The 14,617-nt window shown below is 71.2% G+C and carries 16 protein-coding genes; 2 read left to right on the top strand and 14 right to left on the bottom strand.

Features of this window, described 5'->3' with window-relative positions; translation table 11 throughout:
- Positions 1 to 14: 14 nt before the first annotated feature.
- The 6 genes from OG385_RS22625 to OG385_RS22600 form a co-directional block, all read right to left on the bottom strand.
- Positions 15 to 668, bottom strand: a complete 654-nt coding sequence (locus OG385_RS22625; protein WP_266861078.1) for a histidine phosphatase family protein — start codon at positions 666 to 668, stop codon at positions 15 to 17.
- Entirely contained in the window at positions 665 to 1,126 is a 462-nt protein-coding gene (gene rsfS, locus OG385_RS22620; protein ID WP_266857087.1) for a ribosome silencing factor, read from the bottom strand. Before rsfS ends, OG385_RS22625 begins: the two co-directional genes overlap by 4 nt.
- Before the next feature lie 113 nt (positions 1,127 to 1,239).
- Positions 1,240 to 2,964, bottom strand: coding sequence for a LytR C-terminal domain-containing protein (locus tag OG385_RS22615; protein ID WP_323183830.1), 1,725 nt, complete (start codon positions 2,962 to 2,964; stop codon positions 1,240 to 1,242).
- 18 nt (positions 2,965 to 2,982) lie between these two features.
- On the bottom strand, positions 2,983 to 3,579 hold the full coding sequence (gene nadD, locus OG385_RS22610) for a nicotinate-nucleotide adenylyltransferase (RefSeq protein WP_266857085.1): 597 nt from the start codon (positions 3,577 to 3,579) through the stop codon (positions 2,983 to 2,985).
- 46 nt (positions 3,580 to 3,625) lie between these two features.
- Positions 3,626 to 3,787 (bottom strand): hypothetical protein, encoded by a 162-nt coding sequence (locus OG385_RS22605; protein ID WP_266857083.1) that lies wholly within the window; start codon positions 3,785 to 3,787, stop codon positions 3,626 to 3,628.
- Between the two features lie 81 nt (positions 3,788 to 3,868).
- Complete coding sequence (locus tag OG385_RS22600; protein WP_266857081.1) at positions 3,869 to 4,012, bottom strand: hypothetical protein; 144 nt, start codon at positions 4,010 to 4,012, stop codon at positions 3,869 to 3,871.
- Positions 4,013 to 4,127: 115 nt separating this feature from the next.
- Between OG385_RS22600 and OG385_RS22595 the strand changes: the two genes are divergently transcribed.
- Positions 4,128 to 5,264: a M48 family metallopeptidase gene (locus tag OG385_RS22595; RefSeq protein ID WP_266857079.1), complete on the top strand. Its 1,137-nt coding sequence runs from the start codon at positions 4,128 to 4,130 to the stop codon at positions 5,262 to 5,264.
- 66 nt (positions 5,265 to 5,330) lie between these two features.
- On the opposite strand, the gene OG385_RS22590 is transcribed toward OG385_RS22595, so the two are convergent.
- The 6 genes from OG385_RS22590 to OG385_RS22565 form a co-directional block, all read right to left on the bottom strand.
- The gene (locus OG385_RS22590; RefSeq protein ID WP_266857077.1) at positions 5,331 to 6,416 is read right to left on the bottom strand and encodes a hypothetical protein; all 1,086 of its coding nucleotides are present in this window, start codon (positions 6,414 to 6,416) and stop codon (positions 5,331 to 5,333) included.
- Positions 6,417 to 6,550: 134 nt separating this feature from the next.
- Positions 6,551 to 7,201 (bottom strand): hypothetical protein, encoded by a 651-nt coding sequence (locus OG385_RS22585; protein ID WP_266857075.1) that lies wholly within the window; start codon positions 7,199 to 7,201, stop codon positions 6,551 to 6,553.
- 65 nt (positions 7,202 to 7,266) lie between these two features.
- The gene (locus OG385_RS22580) at positions 7,267 to 8,550 is read right to left on the bottom strand and encodes a glutamate-5-semialdehyde dehydrogenase (RefSeq protein WP_266857073.1); all 1,284 of its coding nucleotides are present in this window, start codon (positions 8,548 to 8,550) and stop codon (positions 7,267 to 7,269) included.
- A 130-nt stretch (positions 8,551 to 8,680) separates the two neighbouring features.
- On the bottom strand, positions 8,681 to 9,169 hold the full coding sequence (locus tag OG385_RS22575) for a hypothetical protein (protein ID WP_266857071.1): 489 nt from the start codon (positions 9,167 to 9,169) through the stop codon (positions 8,681 to 8,683).
- A gap of 155 nt (positions 9,170 to 9,324) precedes the next feature.
- On the bottom strand, positions 9,325 to 10,452 hold the full coding sequence (proB, locus tag OG385_RS22570; protein WP_266857069.1) for a glutamate 5-kinase: 1,128 nt from the start codon (positions 10,450 to 10,452) through the stop codon (positions 9,325 to 9,327).
- 15 nt (positions 10,453 to 10,467) lie between these two features.
- Complete coding sequence (locus OG385_RS22565) at positions 10,468 to 11,679, bottom strand: glycosyltransferase family 2 protein (RefSeq protein ID WP_266857067.1); 1,212 nt, start codon at positions 11,677 to 11,679, stop codon at positions 10,468 to 10,470.
- A 374-nt stretch (positions 11,680 to 12,053) separates the two neighbouring features.
- Between OG385_RS22565 and rfbC the strand changes: the two genes are divergently transcribed.
- On the top strand, positions 12,054 to 12,647 hold the full coding sequence (gene rfbC / locus OG385_RS22560) for a dTDP-4-dehydrorhamnose 3,5-epimerase (protein WP_266857065.1): 594 nt from the start codon (positions 12,054 to 12,056) through the stop codon (positions 12,645 to 12,647).
- A gap of 61 nt (positions 12,648 to 12,708) precedes the next feature.
- On the opposite strand, the gene OG385_RS22555 is transcribed toward rfbC, so the two are convergent.
- Positions 12,709 to 13,503 carry a class I SAM-dependent methyltransferase gene (locus tag OG385_RS22555; RefSeq protein WP_266857063.1) on the bottom strand — a complete coding sequence of 265 codons (795 nt, stop codon included), beginning with the start codon at positions 13,501 to 13,503 and terminating at the stop codon, positions 12,709 to 12,711.
- 181 nt (positions 13,504 to 13,684) lie between these two features.
- Positions 13,685 to 14,569 carry a dTDP-4-dehydrorhamnose reductase gene (rfbD, locus tag OG385_RS22550; RefSeq protein ID WP_266857062.1) on the bottom strand — a complete coding sequence of 295 codons (885 nt, stop codon included), beginning with the start codon at positions 14,567 to 14,569 and terminating at the stop codon, positions 13,685 to 13,687.
- Positions 14,570 to 14,617: the final 48 nt, after the last annotated feature.

Here is a 14,617-nt window from a genome sequence, read left to right as displayed (position 1 = left end):
CCCTCACGGGGTGCTCAGTCGTCGTCGCCGAGCACCGGCTCGGGGAGGGTCCCGGCGTTGTGCTCAAGCAGCCGCCAGCCGCGGGCGCCCTCGCCCAGTACCGACCAGCAGCAGTTGGAGAGCCCGCCCAGGCTCTCCCAGTGGCGCGACTCCAGACCGAGGAGCCGGCCGATGGTGGTGCGGATGGTGCCGCCGTGGCTGACGACGACGAGCGTCCCGTCGTCGGGCAGCGCGTCGGCATGGGCGAGGACCACCGGGGCGGCCCGGTCGGCGACCTCGGACTCCAGTTCGCCGCCGCCGCGCCGCACGGGCTCGCCGCGCTTCCACGCCGCGTACTGCTCGCCGAAGCTCGCCATGATCTCGTCGTGCGTGAGCCCCTGCCAGCTGCCCGCGTACGTCTCGCGCAGGGCGGCGTCGTACGTGATGTCCTGGCCGGTCACGGCCCCGAGCTCACGGGCGGTGGTCGCCGCCCGGCTGAGGTCGGACGCCACGATCGCGTCGGGCTTCATCGAGGCGAGCAGCCGGGCCGCCCGGCGCGCCTGGCCGATACCGGTCTCGGTCAGCTCGATGTCCGTGGAGCCCTGGAAGCGGCGCTCCAGGTTCCAGGCGGTCTGGCCGTGCCGCCAGAGAACGATGCGGCGGCCACGGCCGCCCTTGGTGCCGTTCAGTGCAGCTCACCGTCCAGGTCGGCGTCCAGGTCGGCGTCGGGGCCCTCGATGCCGTTGAGCCTGGCGTGCTCCTCGGCCTTGCCGCGGGTCTTGACGGCGTCCTCGGGCAGGGCGATCTCGGGGCAGTCCTTCCAGAGGCGCTCCAGCGCGTAGTAGACCCGCTCCTCGCTGTGCTGGACGTGGACGACGATGTCGACGTAGTCGAGGAGGATCCAGCGGGCGTCGCGGTCGCCCTCCCGGCGCACCGGCTTGGCGCCGAGCTGCTTGTTCAGCCGCTCCTCGATCTCGTCGACGATCGACTTGACCTGGCGGTCGTTGGGCGCCGATGCGAGCAGGAAGGCGTCGGTGATCGACAGCACATCGCTGACGTCGTACGCGGTGATGTCGTGCGCGAGCCGGTCGGCGGCCGCCTGAGCGGCGGCGTTGATGAGCTCGATGGAACGGTCCGTGGCGGTCACTGGCAGGCTTTCGTCGGCGGTCGTGGAGTACCCAAGGGTCTCACGGACCGCCGACGGTCCTGCAATTCTTATGACCGCCCGGCGGCCGGCAGCCTCCGGACGGCCCCCAGCACTCAGGTGACCTTGTAGTCCTGCCCCAGCACCACGGTGACGTCCGCGTTCGCGGCGGCCTTGCCCTTGTGGACCGATCCGGCCGGCAGCCCCAGCGTCTTCGCCACTTCCTCCGCCTTGGCCTTCTGCGCCGGGTCGCCATAGCTGACCTGCGACGACGCGGTGGCGCTTGCGGTTCCGCCGACCGCGACCGAGTAGCCGCCGTTGACGAGGGCGATCCTGGCGCTCTCCGTCGCGGCCGTCCGGCCGCTGGCGTTGCTGATCGCCACGCTCACCGCATCGCCCTGGTCGGGCGCCTTCACCGAACCGCCGAGTACGTTCTTGACCACACTGGCGCTCGCCTGCGGGCTGATCGTGCCGTCGCTCCGCACGGACAGCAGCTGCGTGCTGTAGTCGCCCTTCTTCGCGTGTGCGGCGAGTTTGGCCAGGGACGCGCCCAGGTCCTTGTCGGTCAGGGACGGGTCCAGGATCTGCGCCAGGTTCTTCACGGTGGCCGTCGCGGCCTGCGGATCGTCCGAGATCTTCTTCAGGACGCCCTGCATGACCTGCCCGAACCGCTCCAGCTGCTTCGCCTCGGGCTCGCCGGGCGCTCGGTAGGTGGAGTACGCGACCGCCATCTGACCGCTGAGCGTCTGGTCCTTGCCCCGGTGCACCAGCGGCTCGGCGCCCTTCTTGGTGTCCGGCACGTCGACGTCGGTGTCGATGTCGATATTGCCGACCATCTCGACCAGGTTCTCCAGATACGGGGTGTCGAGCCGCCAGGTGCCGCCGATCTTGGCTCCGAGGAGGGTGTCCAGCGCGTCCCTGGTGCCGTCCGAGCCGTCGTCGTCCACGGACTTGCCGAGCGTGGTCGCCGTGCCGTCATCGTTCGACACGGCAAGGGAGTTGGGCAGCAGGAGCGTGGTGCCCTTGCCGGTGGTGACGTTGTCGACGAGCAGCGCGGTCGATGTGCCGCCGCTCTTCGTGTTGTGCAGATGGACCACGATCGCGTTGCGCTGCTGCGCGCCGGAGGCCGTGGCGCTGCCGTCGCCCGCTCCGGAGATCCCGGGCAGCTTGCCCGCGTACCAGAGATAGCCGACACCGCCCGCGACGACGAGCGCCAGCACGACGACCAGCGAAACGACGCGGGTACGTCCCCGGCGCCTCGCCTCCTCGCGCCGCTCGGTGCGGCTCTCGGTGAACTTCAGCCAGTCGATGACGTCTTCGGAGTCCTCGTCGGGCTCCTCGATGAAGGAGAACTGCTCGGTCTTGTACTCGCCGTCACCCGGGGCGGCGGGCCGGCGCTGGCCGGGAACGGCCCGCTGCGGCTGCCCGGGCTGCCGCGGCGCCTGAGTCTCGGAGGGCTGCGGCTGATGGGGCTGGGCCGCCTGCGGGGGCTGTGTCCGAGGGGGCTGCGCCTGCGGTGCCTGGCTCTGCTGCGGGATCCACTGCTGGGCCGTGTCCACCGCGGGCTGCTGCCCGGTCTGCCCGGCCTGCCCGGTGTCGTAGTCGTAGCCCTGGCTCTGCCCCTGGTACGGCGCGGGCGGGGGCTGCTGCTGCGCGTACGGGTCGTATCCGTACCCCGGAGCCTGCTCGTGCTGCCGGCCGTACGGGTCGTACTGCTGCTGATCCTGCTGCTGCGGCTGCACCTGCTGGTACACCGGCTGCCCGTATTCGTCGTACCCGACGAGCTGCATCGGCTGCCCGTACTGGTCGTACTGAACGTACGGGTTCTGTCGGTCGTTCAACGGTGCCCCTCTCACGGCTCATTCGCCGCGGTACAGCTGGCGCTTGTCGATGTAGCGCACCACACCGTCCGGAACCAGATACCAGACCGGGTCCCCCTGCTCGACCCGGGCGCGGCAGTCGGTCGACGAGATCGCCAGGGCGGGCACCTCCACCAGGGAGACACCGCCCTCCGGCAGGCCGTCGTCCGTCAGGACATGGCCCGGCCTGGTCACGCCGATGAAGTGGGAGAGCGCGAACAGCTCTTCGGCGTTCCGCCAGGTGAGGATCTGGGAGAGCGCGTCGGCCCCGGTGATGAAGAAGAGATCCGCATCGGTGTTGAGGCCGCGCAGATCCCGCAGGGTGTCGATGGTGTACGTCGGCCCGCCGCGGTCGATGTCGATGCGGCTGACCGAGAACTGCGGGTTCGACGCGGTCGCGATGACCGTCATCAGGTAGCGGTCCTCGGCCGGGGAGACGACCTTGTGGCTCTTCTGCCACGGCTGCCCGGTCGGCACGAACACGACCTCGTCCAGCTGGAACTGAGAGGCCACCTCACTGGCGGCCACCAGGTGTCCATGATGGATCGGGTCGAATGTCCCGCCCATCACGCCGAGACGCCTCTTCTGCTCTCCCATGCGTGCAGACCCTACTGGGCCGCCACCTACCCGTCTGCGCCCCGGGTCAGCGGTCGCGGTTGAAGCGGGTGGTGATCCACAGCAGCAGCAGGAGCGCGACGAACGCACCGCCACCGGTGAGGTAGGGGCTGAGGCTGGGGTGGTTACCGCCGTGTCCGCTCTCGGAGGCGAGAGTGGCGAGGCTGGCAGCGGTGCTGTGGAGGCTCATGGTCAGCAGGACCTATCCGGGAGTCGGAGCGGGGGCTTCGCGGACATCGTATGCGGGCCCGCTGGGCACGCTCACGCCGACTCAGTCGTTGTCGCGATATCCGCGCAGGAGAAACCAGGCGAGCAGGACAGCCCCGACAAGCAGGACGACCAGCAGGACCCGCAAGGTGTCGCCCGGCCCCTGCTGGTTCGAGGCAGCGGCGAGCAGTGTGGTCGCGTCCGGCATGACGGGTGCGCTCCTTCTCGGTGTAGGACCCCCGCCACACGGTAGCCCCACCGCATACGCTGGGGCCCGCCAGGGGGACGAGCAGGGCTCGAAGACAGAAGGCAGGGGGACATTCATGACAGACAGCGGTCACGAGAACAGTCACGAGAACGTGCCGGGAAGGAAGCGCCGGCGCTTCGAGGGGATCTCCTCACGGGCGTACGAGCATCCGGCGGACCGGTCGGCCCTGGTGGCGCTGCGCAAGCTCACCGGTTTCGACACCGTCCTCAAGGCGCTCAGCGGGCTGCTGCCCGAGCGGAGCCTGCGCCTGCTCTTCCTCTCCGACTCGGTGCGGGTGAGCGACGCCCAGTTCGCGCACCTCCACGTCATGCTGCGCGACGCCTGCTACATCCTGGACCTGGAGAAGGTCCCCGCCATGTACGTCACGCAGAATCCCCAGCCCAACGCCATGTGCATCGGTCTGGACGAGCCGATCATCGTGGTCACCACGGGGCTGGTCGAGCTCCTCGACGAGGAGGAGATGCGCGCCGTCGTCGGCCATGAGACGGGCCACGCGCTCTCCGGCCACGCGGTGTACCGCACGATCCTGCTCTTCCTCACGAGCATCGCGCTGAAGGTCGCCTGGATCCCGCTGGGCAATGTGGCGATCATGGCGCTGGTGACGGGGCTGCGCGAGTGGTTCCGCAAGTCGGAGCTGTCCGCGGACCGGGCGGGGCTGCTCGTGGGCCAGGACCTCCGGGCGTCGATGCGCGGTCTGATGAAGATCGCCGGTGGCAACCATCTGCACGAGATGAACGTGGACGCGTTCCTGGAGCAGGCCGAGGAGTACGAGGCGGGCGGCGACCTGCGCGACTCGGTGCTCAAGATCATGAACGTGCTGCCGCGCAGCCACCCGTTCACCACCGTGCGCGCAGCCGAGCTGAAGAAGTGGGCGGAGAGCCGGGACTTCCAGCGGATCATGGACGGGCACTACCCCCGGCGCGACGAGGACAAGGACGCGTCGGTCGGCGAGTCCTTCCGGGAGTCCGCATCGCACTACGCCGACACGGTGCGTACCAGCAAGGACCCGCTGATGAAGCTGGTGGGCGATATCGCGGGCGGTGCGGGCGACCTGGGCGGAAAGCTGCGCGGGAAGTTCACCGGTGGCGGAGCGGGCGGCGCCAGGGGCGACGCCGGGAAGGGCGGGCGCGGCACGGACGGCAGCACCGACGACGGCCCTGCCACCGGTACGGAAGGACCGCTTGCGGACTAGAGCCGCGGCACCGGGTCCGGGCCCGGGGCCGCTCGTCCGGATCGTGCCGGGCCCCTGGGATCTGGCCTAATCCGATCCCAGGGCCTTGGCCGCGAGCGTCCCGCACAGTGCGGTGGCCGGGCCGGTGGCGTACGGATCGGTCCCGGCCGGACCGCCGTCGGCCGCGTGCTGCCCGGCGAGCAGCGGGCGCAGCCGGTTCGCCGCGTCGGCCGTGCAGCTCTGCGGCCCGGCCTGCACATCGGCGAAGGTCACCTGCGCCTGGTGCAGCCGCAGGTCCTCCGCGCCGAAGCGGAAGTGCACCTCGCGGCGGACGGTGAACAGCGAGGCGCCGTCCGGCTTCGCGGGTCCGGCCTTCGTGCCCCGGGGGGCGGCCGGCCTGAGCGCGTAGACGAAGGTGTGGTCCGCGGTCACCTCCAGCGTCCGGTCCGTGGCCTCCGCGTACCGCAGGACGCCCGCCACCCGCACATCGGAGCCGGCCAGCGCCACCTGTGCGGGGTCGAAGCGAACCAGCCAGCCGGTCGCGGCGTGACGGCCGTCCGCCGATGGCGCTGTCAGGCTCTGGTCGAACTGCGGGTACTGGTCCGGGGCGATCAGGTCCCTGACCTTCTCAGCAGAGCCGCCCATCAGCACCGTGGGGTCCAGCGAGGACTCCACGACGTACTCCTTGGCGATCTTCAGTGCTGCCAGTACGTCGCTGTACGCGAAGTGCGCGGTGCTCCGGGCCCCGGGCGGGTTCACTCCGGAGATGCCGGTACGGAACTCGGCGGCCGGACTGTGCGCGAAGAGCTCAGCGGGTGTCCCGCCCGGCACCGCGCCTCGCGGCGCGAGCGGAATCACCGTGGTGTGCAGCGGTTCGGCGCGGCTGACCTGCGGCGGCCGGTACGGGTGGTGGATGCCCATGAAGACCGCGGTGCCGAAGGCCAGCACCAGCAGCGCCAGTGCGACGAGCAGGCGCACAGGGCCTCTGCCGGGCCATCCGGAGCGGCTGCGGACGGCCCGGGCGTGCCGGCCCATCCGCTCCTGCGCGGAGAACTCCTGGAGCCGGGCAGCCTTGATGAACGATTCGTCGAAGACGACGGACCGGTACTCGTCCTCGCCACCGCTGGGCAGGCCCTCGGGTGACCCCTCGGGTGGCTCATCGCGCCCCGCCATACCTTGAGAGTAGGTCGCGGCGGGGCTGCGTAAACGCCCCGGTACGGGCCAACTTCCGAGCCGCCGGCACACCGTCCGCGCGTGGCGGCGCGGCAGCCATGGCCGGGGCGGGTCCGGGCGGTCGGCTGCCGCGGTCAGGGCGTGCGCGGAAGCGCGGCGGCCGGTGGGGCCGAATGGCCGAGCGAGCGGCCGGCCGCGTGGCCCGCCGGAACCGATTCCGCCGGGGACGGCCCGGTGACGCCCGTGCCGCCCGGCACGGCGCCGACCCCGGTCGTCACCGGCGCGGGCACCTGGTCCTGCCGGCTGGCCGACGCTCCCCGGTAGACCGCGGCGAAGGCCAGGGCCACCATGCCGATCCCCATGACGAGGGCCAGCAGCCAGGCCACCGGCCGGTGCCAGCGCGCCCGGCCGCGGTACGGGCGCAGCACACCGCCGTGCGGCCCGTAGGGGCCGCTCTCGGCGCCGTCGGGGCCCACGCCGTACTCCCCGGCGTCGCCCGGCCCGTACAGCAGGCCGTAGTCCGCGGCGTTCTCGCGGAGGAACTCGTCGTACTCGTCGAAGTCATCGCCGCCGGAGCCGCCCGCGCGCGCTCTGGCGGCCTCGGCCTCCGCGCGCGCCTCCGCGGCGGCCAGCAGCCGTTCGACCGCGGTCGGTTCGTGGATGGTGGCGGCCCTGACGAAGTCCTCGCCGAAGACCACGGAGGCGAATTCCTCGTCCGCTCCTCCGCGGTCGTCGTCAGGCTCCCAGCCGTCCTGGAACGGCCTGCCCCCCACGTCGTCCGGCACGGAATCAGAGTAGACCCGGTGGGTGGATTTGGGCAGGGAGAGTGCGAAGTCGACCGGTCAGGGAGTCACCGAATGTGACCGTCTCCCGTCACGATGTACTTGGTCGAGGTCAGCTCGGGCAGTCCCATCGGCCCCCGGGCGTGCAGCTTCTGGGTGGAGATGCCGATCTCGGCGCCGAATCCGAACTGACCTCCGTCGGTGAACCGGGTGGACGCGTTGACAGCCACCGTCGTGGAATCGACCAGCTGGGTGAAACGGCGGGCCGCGGCCTGCGAGGTGGTGACGATCGCCTCGGTGTGGCCGGATGTCCACAGCCTGATGTGCGCGACGGCCGCGTCCAGCGAGTCGACGACGGCGGCCGCGATGTCGTACGAGAGGTACTCGGCCTCCCAGTCGTCCGCGGTCGCCTCGACGACGGTCGCCTTCGTCCCGTCGGCGTACCCGAGCACCCGCTCGTCGCCGTGCACGGTCACGCCCGCCTCGCCGAGCGCGTCGAGCGCCTTCGGCAGGAACGCGTCCGCGATGTCCCGGTGGACCAGGAGCGTCTCGGCCGCGTTGCAGACGGAGGGCCGCTGGGCCTTGGAGTTGACGAGGATGGCGACGGCCATGTCGATGTCGGCCTGCGCGTCCACGTACACGTGGCAGTTGCCGGTGCCGGTCTCGATGACCGGCACGGTGGACTGCTCGACGACGGTACGGATCAGGGACGCGCCGCCGCGCGGGATCAGCACGTCGACCATGCCGCGGGCGCGCATCAGCTCCCGTACGGACTCGCGGGACTCCCCCGGCACGAGCTGGATGGCGTCGGCCGGCAGCCCGGAGCCCCCGACGGCGTCGCGCAGCACCCGTACGAGCGCGGTGTTGGAGGCGTACGCGGAGGCGGAGCCGCGCAGCAGCACAGCGTTGCCCGACTTCAGGCAGAGCGCGGCGGCGTCCACCGTCACATTGGGCCTGGCCTCGTAGATGATCCCGACGACGCCGAGCGGCACCCGCACCTGGCGCAGGTCGATTCCGTTGGGCAGCGTCGAGCCCCGTACGACCTCGCCGACCGGGTCGGGCAGCGCCGCGACGTCCCGTACGTCACCGGCGATCGCGCGGATGCGCTCGGGGGTGAGGGTGAGGCGGTCGATGACCGTCTCGGCGGTACCGGCGGCCCTGGCCTTCGCGACGTCCTCGGCGTTGGCCTCGACGATCTCGGACGAACGCACTTCGAGCGCGTCGGCGATGGCCAGCAGCGCGTCGTCCTTGGCCGCGCGCGGCAGTGGCGCGAGGTCGGCCGCGGCGGCGCGGGACCGGTAGGCGGCCTGGATGACCGGGGACTGGTCGGAGAGCGGGGAGAGCGAGGTCATGCCCGCAGACTAATGCGCGGTCTGCGGGCGTCCGTCCGCTATCCCACGCTCCGAGACAGCGGGGACCGGCGGGGACCGTACGGGCCGCTCCCCGGGGGCGTGCCGGCGGGGGCGTGCCGGCAGGGGGTGGTCAGTACGGGTGCACCCCGACGGGCGCCGCGGGCGGCGGGCCGTATCCCTCGGCTATCCGCAGGTGGTAGGTCTCGCGGTCGATGACCTCCAGGCCCACGATCTCCCACGGCGGCAGCTGCGACGTCGAGCGGTGCTCGCCCCAGAGCCGCAGGGCCACCGCGGCGGCGTCGTGCAGGTCCCGCGCCTCCTCCCAGTAGCGGATCTCGGCGTGGTCGTCGGCGTACCGGCTGGTCAGCAGGAAGGGGTGGTCGTGCGCGAGCTGTTCGAGACCGCGTCTGACCTCCTTGAGCGGGGCGGGACGGCCCGACACGCTCAGGGTGATGTGCCACAGCTTGGACAGCGCGGTTTCCTCCGGGGGCTGCTGGGGCCGCTGTTCCCCGTCCGCGTCCGCTTCCGGGCGTTCCTCGAAGCCGGCCCCCGCGCCGACACTCGTCAGGGTCCGCTCCCCGGTTCCTCGGGGCGGTGCCCCGGGACGGGCTCGTCTCACCGGCGGCCTCCTGTGTGCGTTGCGGCGTCTGCCCCGCGGCGACGGGCCGGGCAGCGGTCGGGAGCGGGCTCCCGGGACAAAGTTGACCAGCCCGGCGCCCGGCGCGTGACGGTTTTCCGGAAGGTCCCTGCTGAAAGGCTGGTGTTTCAGCCGTTTCAGGGGGCCATGACAACGAGATCGTCCCTGTGTACGACTTCCCGCTCGTAGGCAGGACCGAGTTCCCGGGCCAGGTCCCGGGTGGAGCGGCCGAGCAGCTGGGGGAGCTCCTTGGCGTCGAAGTTCACCAGACCGCGGGCGACGGTGCGGCCCGCGGTGTCCCGCAGCTCCACCGGGTCCCCGGCGCTGAACTCGCCCTCGACGGCGGCGATTCCGGCGGGCAGCAGCGAGGAGTTCCGCTCCACGACCGCCCGTACCGCGCCGTCGTCCAGGGTGAGCGCACCGCGTGGGGTCGACGCGTGCTGGAGCCAGAGCAGCCGGTCGGCCGAACGGCGGCCGGTGCTGTGGAAGTACGTACCGGTGTCCCGGCCCGCGAGGGCGTCGGCGGCGCGCGATGCCGAGGTCAGCACCACCGGGACGGAGGCCGCGGCGGCGATCCTGGCCGCCTCGACCTTGGTGACCATGCCGCCGGTGCCCACGCCGGCCTTGCCCGCCGAGCCGATGGAGACGTGCGCGATGTCTCCGGGCCCCGCCACCTCCGCGATCCGGCGGGCGCCCGGAGTGGCCGGGTCCCCGTCGTACAGGCCGTCGACGTCCGAGAGCAGGACGAGCAGGTCGGCCCGGACGAGATGGGCCACGAGAGCGGCAAGACGGTCGTTGTCACCGAAGCGGATCTCGTCCGTGGCCACCGTGTCGTTCTCGTTGACGACCGGCAGGGCGCCCATGGTCAGGAGCTGGTCCAGGGTCCGGTAGGCGTTGCGGTAGTGCGCCCGGCGGCTGGTGTCGTCGGAGGTCAGCAGCACCTGGCCGACCCGGACGCCGTAGCGCGCGAACGACGCGGTGTACCGGGCGACGAGCAGCCCCTGGCCGACACTGGCGGCGGCCTGCTGCCTGGCCAGGTCCTTGGGCCGGCGGGCCAGGCCCAGCGGCGCGAGTCCCGCGGCGATGGCGCCGCTGGAGACGAGCACGATCTCCTTCTCGCCGCCGCTCCTGACCTTGGCCAGTACGTCGACCAGGGCGTCCACCCGGTCCGCGTCGAGGCCGCCGGCCGCGGTCGTGAGGGAGGAGGATCCGACCTTCACGACGATCCTGCGGGCTTCCGTTACGAGTTGCCTTGCCTGTGTCACACGGCCGAATCTACGTCAGCCCTGTTCGCCGGTGCGCGGGGATTCCACGCGCTGGACAGGGTTGGCGGCGGCCCACTTGCGGAGCCTGCGCAGCCGGGTCCGCCCGGCCGCGGGCAGCCGGCGCCAGACCGGGGGGCAGGGCATGGCGTAGATGTGGTCCGGAATTCCGGCGGAGGGATCCCTGAAGTACGGGAGGTCGAGGTAGTACGTGCCGTTGAGGCCCCGGCCGACGCGCTCGGGCTGCTTGTTCTGCTTGAGCTGGGTGAGCACACCGGTGAGGAGGTCGGTCCGGCCGAGCGCGACGCAGTGCAGCCGCAGTCTCTCGGCCGGCTTGAGTCTCCTGGCCACGCCCGGGTTCCAGTACGCGGCCATCAGCGGCGCCGCGAGTTCCATGCGCTTCTGCTGCACAGCGGCGGACTGCTTGAGGAAGCCGGCGGCGAACTGCGGGAGCAGGGTGACCACGAAGGGACGCACCATGAGCTTGTCGCGCTGTGTGCCCGGCGGTACGCACTCGGCTATCAGCCCCATCAGGGCCCGCGCCGAGTCGAACCGCAGCAGGTAACTGCCGCTCTTCGTCACGTGTTTGCCGTCGTCGCGTCCGACCAGGTAGTAGCAGGTGTAGTCGGAGATGACGGACACCCCGTCGCCGCGCAGATAGGTCTCCAGGGTGAAGAGAGCGTCCTCGCCCGTCTTGAGGCCCTCGTCGAAGGTGATCCCGAGGCGTTCGAGCAGCGCGCGCCGGAAGAGTTTCTGGGCGCTCAGGGTGAACTTGATCTGCGAGTCGAAGACGTCCGCGCGCTCGACGGTCTCCCTCCACATGGACTTGGGGGCGCCGCGGTTGACGCCGACGACCTTCCCGAGCACCACGTCCGTACCTGCGCGGTCGCCCATCGCGACCATGCGTTCGAGGGCCTCATCGCCGAAGTAGTCGTCCGCGTCGAGGAAGAACACATAGCGGCCGCGAGCGAGTCCGAGACCGACGTTGCGCGGTCCGCTGGGGCCCCCGGAGTTCTTCTGCCGCACCACTGTGGTGCGTATCTTCGATCGGGCGGCGAACTCCTCCAGGTACTCCCCCGTGCCGTCCGTCGATCCGTCGTCGACGGCGACGATCTCGATCCGGTCCGCGCCCAGGGACTGGGCCTCCACGGACTCAAGGCACTTCACGAGGTACGGCATTGCTTCATAGGCACCGACGACAACGGTCACATCGGGCTCACTTGTGCTCATCACAACAGCAAGACCGGTGGATACGGCACATGGTTGCCTCACAGGCCGTACTGATATTCGCCAAGTTCGAGCCGCGTGTGGCGGTATCACACCCCATCGGCGGCGGTGTCCCCCACCCTCACTTCCGGAATTTTATATTCCCCATACGGCGGGGGCAGCCGGAGGGAACCACTCCGCACCCGATATAGTCACCGCCCGGCGGACGGCTCTCCGACAGCACGAAGCGGCACGGCACGAAGCGCGCCGAGGGGCGCGGCGAGAGGCGGGCGGCGAATTACGGTCCCGTGGGAATTCCCCCCGTCCGGTCACTGTGGAAACCCCCCAAAGATTCCTGATGTCCCAGCAGCGGAAATTGCAGACAAGGACGTGATCTGATGCGGCAGCTCGCCATCGAGGGAGCCTGGGTCCATGAGCCGAAGGTCTTCCCGGACAGCCGCGGCAGCTTCCACGAGTGGTTCAAGGAGCCCGATCTGTCCGAGGCGGCAGGCCACAGCCTGCGGCTGGCCCAGGCCAACTGCTCGGTGTCCCGCAAGGGCACGCTGCGCGGGATCCACTTCGCCGACGTACCGCCGAGCCAGGCCAAGTACGTCAAGTGCGTGCGCGGCGCCATTCTCGACGTCGTCGTGGACATCCGGGTCGGCTCACCCACGTACCGGAAGTGGGAGGCCGTACGGCTCGACGACGTGGACCACCACTCCGTCTACCTCTCCGAAGGGCTCGGCCACGCGCTGCTGGCGCTGACGGACGACGCCACCGTGGTCTACCTCTGCTCCACCGGGTACGCCCCGCAGCGCGAGCACGGCATCCACCCGCTCGACCCGGACCTGGCCATCGACTGGCCGGCGGACGTCACCCCGCTGCTCTCCGACAAGGACGCGGCGGCTCCCACGCTCGCCGAGGCCGAGGCCCAGGGGCTGCTGCCCTCGTACGCGGACTGCGTCGCGTACGCCGAGAAGCTGCGCGGCTGAACCCGGCGCGGGACGGCGGCCACGCCCCTGACGGGGTGCGCGGCCGTCCGGTCCCGCGTGGTCAGCCGGTGACGCGCTCGATCTGCCTGCGCAGACCGGTGAAGGCCGAGCGCGGGCGGTTGAGGTTGCGGGCGCGGATGAGACCGGGCCAGAACCCCGCGCCGAGCAGTGCCTCGGGGGCCACCGCGCGCTTGCGGCTCAGCACCGCCTCCGGGACGTCCTGCGGGTCCTCGGTGATGTACTCCGCGAGGATGGCGTCGTAGTTGTCCTTCAGTACGGTGCTCGACGGGTCGGCGCCGAAGACGGCGACCACTCCGGTCGGCTTGGTGTCCACCTCGACCACCAGCAGGTCGGGGCGGAACCGGCGCAGCACTTCGGCGACCTTGTAGACATCGCCCGTCCACGCCCCGGTGTGCCGGTCGCGGGCCGCCTCGTCGACGTTGCGCGGCAGCATGTCGTCCAGCACGATCACGCTGTTCCAGCGGGCGTGCTTCTCGACGTTCATGAAGTCGCGCAGGGCGAACTCGAAGAGGTGCATGCCGTCGATGAACGACAGCTCCAGGCGGGGGTCGGCGCCCAGGAGCCCCAGCGGATCCCGGCGGGCGAGGGCCCGGAAGGGGTTGCGTCCGGGCCGCAGGTGCAGCAGCGGGTCCTTGCGGGCGAAGAACGCGTCGCTCGTCTGCTTGACCAGATGCACGTCGCAGCTGATCGATGTCACGACCTTGAATGCGGGGTCGACAGCGATGGAAGGCACCCGGGAAAGCGCCAGACTGCGCCCGTCATTGACGCCGATCTCCAGATACGTGCGGGGACGGTATATGCGATGGATTCCGCGCAGGAATTCATGACGGTTCACGGGGAGCGCCCTTCGTCGAAAATAACGACTGGTCCGATCCCCGGCGAAGCTACATCATGAGTGCCGGGCCGTGAAAGCGTCGGCGCTGATGTAAACATCCACCGACCGGGTCACCCCGGAAGGCGGCAGAATATCTACGGAATCTCCGCACGCTCTCCTCCTGCCGGGCCGAGCCGGCGGATCAGGAGCGCTCGGCGGCGACCACCGCGGGGAACGCGTCGGCCAGCGCGAGCCGCCAGTCACGGAGCGGTTCGATGCCGGCGGCCGCCCAGCGGTCGTGCCCGAGCACGCTGTACGCGGGGCGCGGCGCGGGCCGCACGAAGGCCTCGCTGGTGGTGGGCAGCACCCGCGCCGGGTCGGCGTCCAGCAGCCGGAAGATCTCCCGGGTGAGCCCGAACCAGGTCGTCGCACCGGCGCTGGTGCCGTGGTAGACGCCCGCGGGCGCGGTACCGGCGAGGGCGCCCGTGCCGAGCCGCACCAGCAGATCCGCCAGATCGGCGGTCCAGGTGGGCTGGCCGCGCTGGTCGTCCACCACGTCCAGGGTGTCCTTGACGCCCTCAAGCCGGACCATCGTCCGGACGAAGTTGCCGCCCCCCGCCCCGTACAGCCAGGCCGTGCGCACCACGTACCCGCGCTCGGGCAGCACGCTCAGCACGGCCTGCTCCCCGGCCAGCTTGGTGCGGCCGTACGCGCTGCGCGGGGCCACCGGGGCGTCCTCGGCGTACGGCCGGGTGCCGTCACCGGCGAACACGTAGTCCGTGGAGATCTGGAGCAGCACGGCGCCGGTCTCCCGGCACGCCTCGGCCAGGACCCGGGGGCCCGTGCCGTTGACGGCGAGCGCCTGGTCCTCCTTGGACTCGGCGTCGTCGACCGCGGTCCAGGCCGCGCAGTTGACGACGACCGCCGGGCGGTGCTCCGCCAGCGCGCCGCGTACGGCCCCCGGGTCGGTGATGTCGAGCGCCGCACGGTCCAGGCCGGCCGCGGGGGTGCCGTCGTCCGCCAGTCGTGCGAGGAGGTCCCGGGCGAGCATCCCGCCGGCTCCGGTGACCAGCCAACTGCCGCTCATGTCTCACCTGTTCTCTGCGTCCGGCGCGTCGTCTTTCCGATCCCGGCC

Origin of the sequence: Streptomyces sp. NBC_01306 (assembly GCF_026340465.1) — a bacterium.
Lineage (GTDB): Bacteria > Actinomycetota > Actinomycetes > Streptomycetales > Streptomycetaceae > Streptomyces.
The sequence above is the reverse complement of the archived record's forward strand: the minus strand, read 5'-3'. Positions and strand labels throughout refer to the sequence as shown.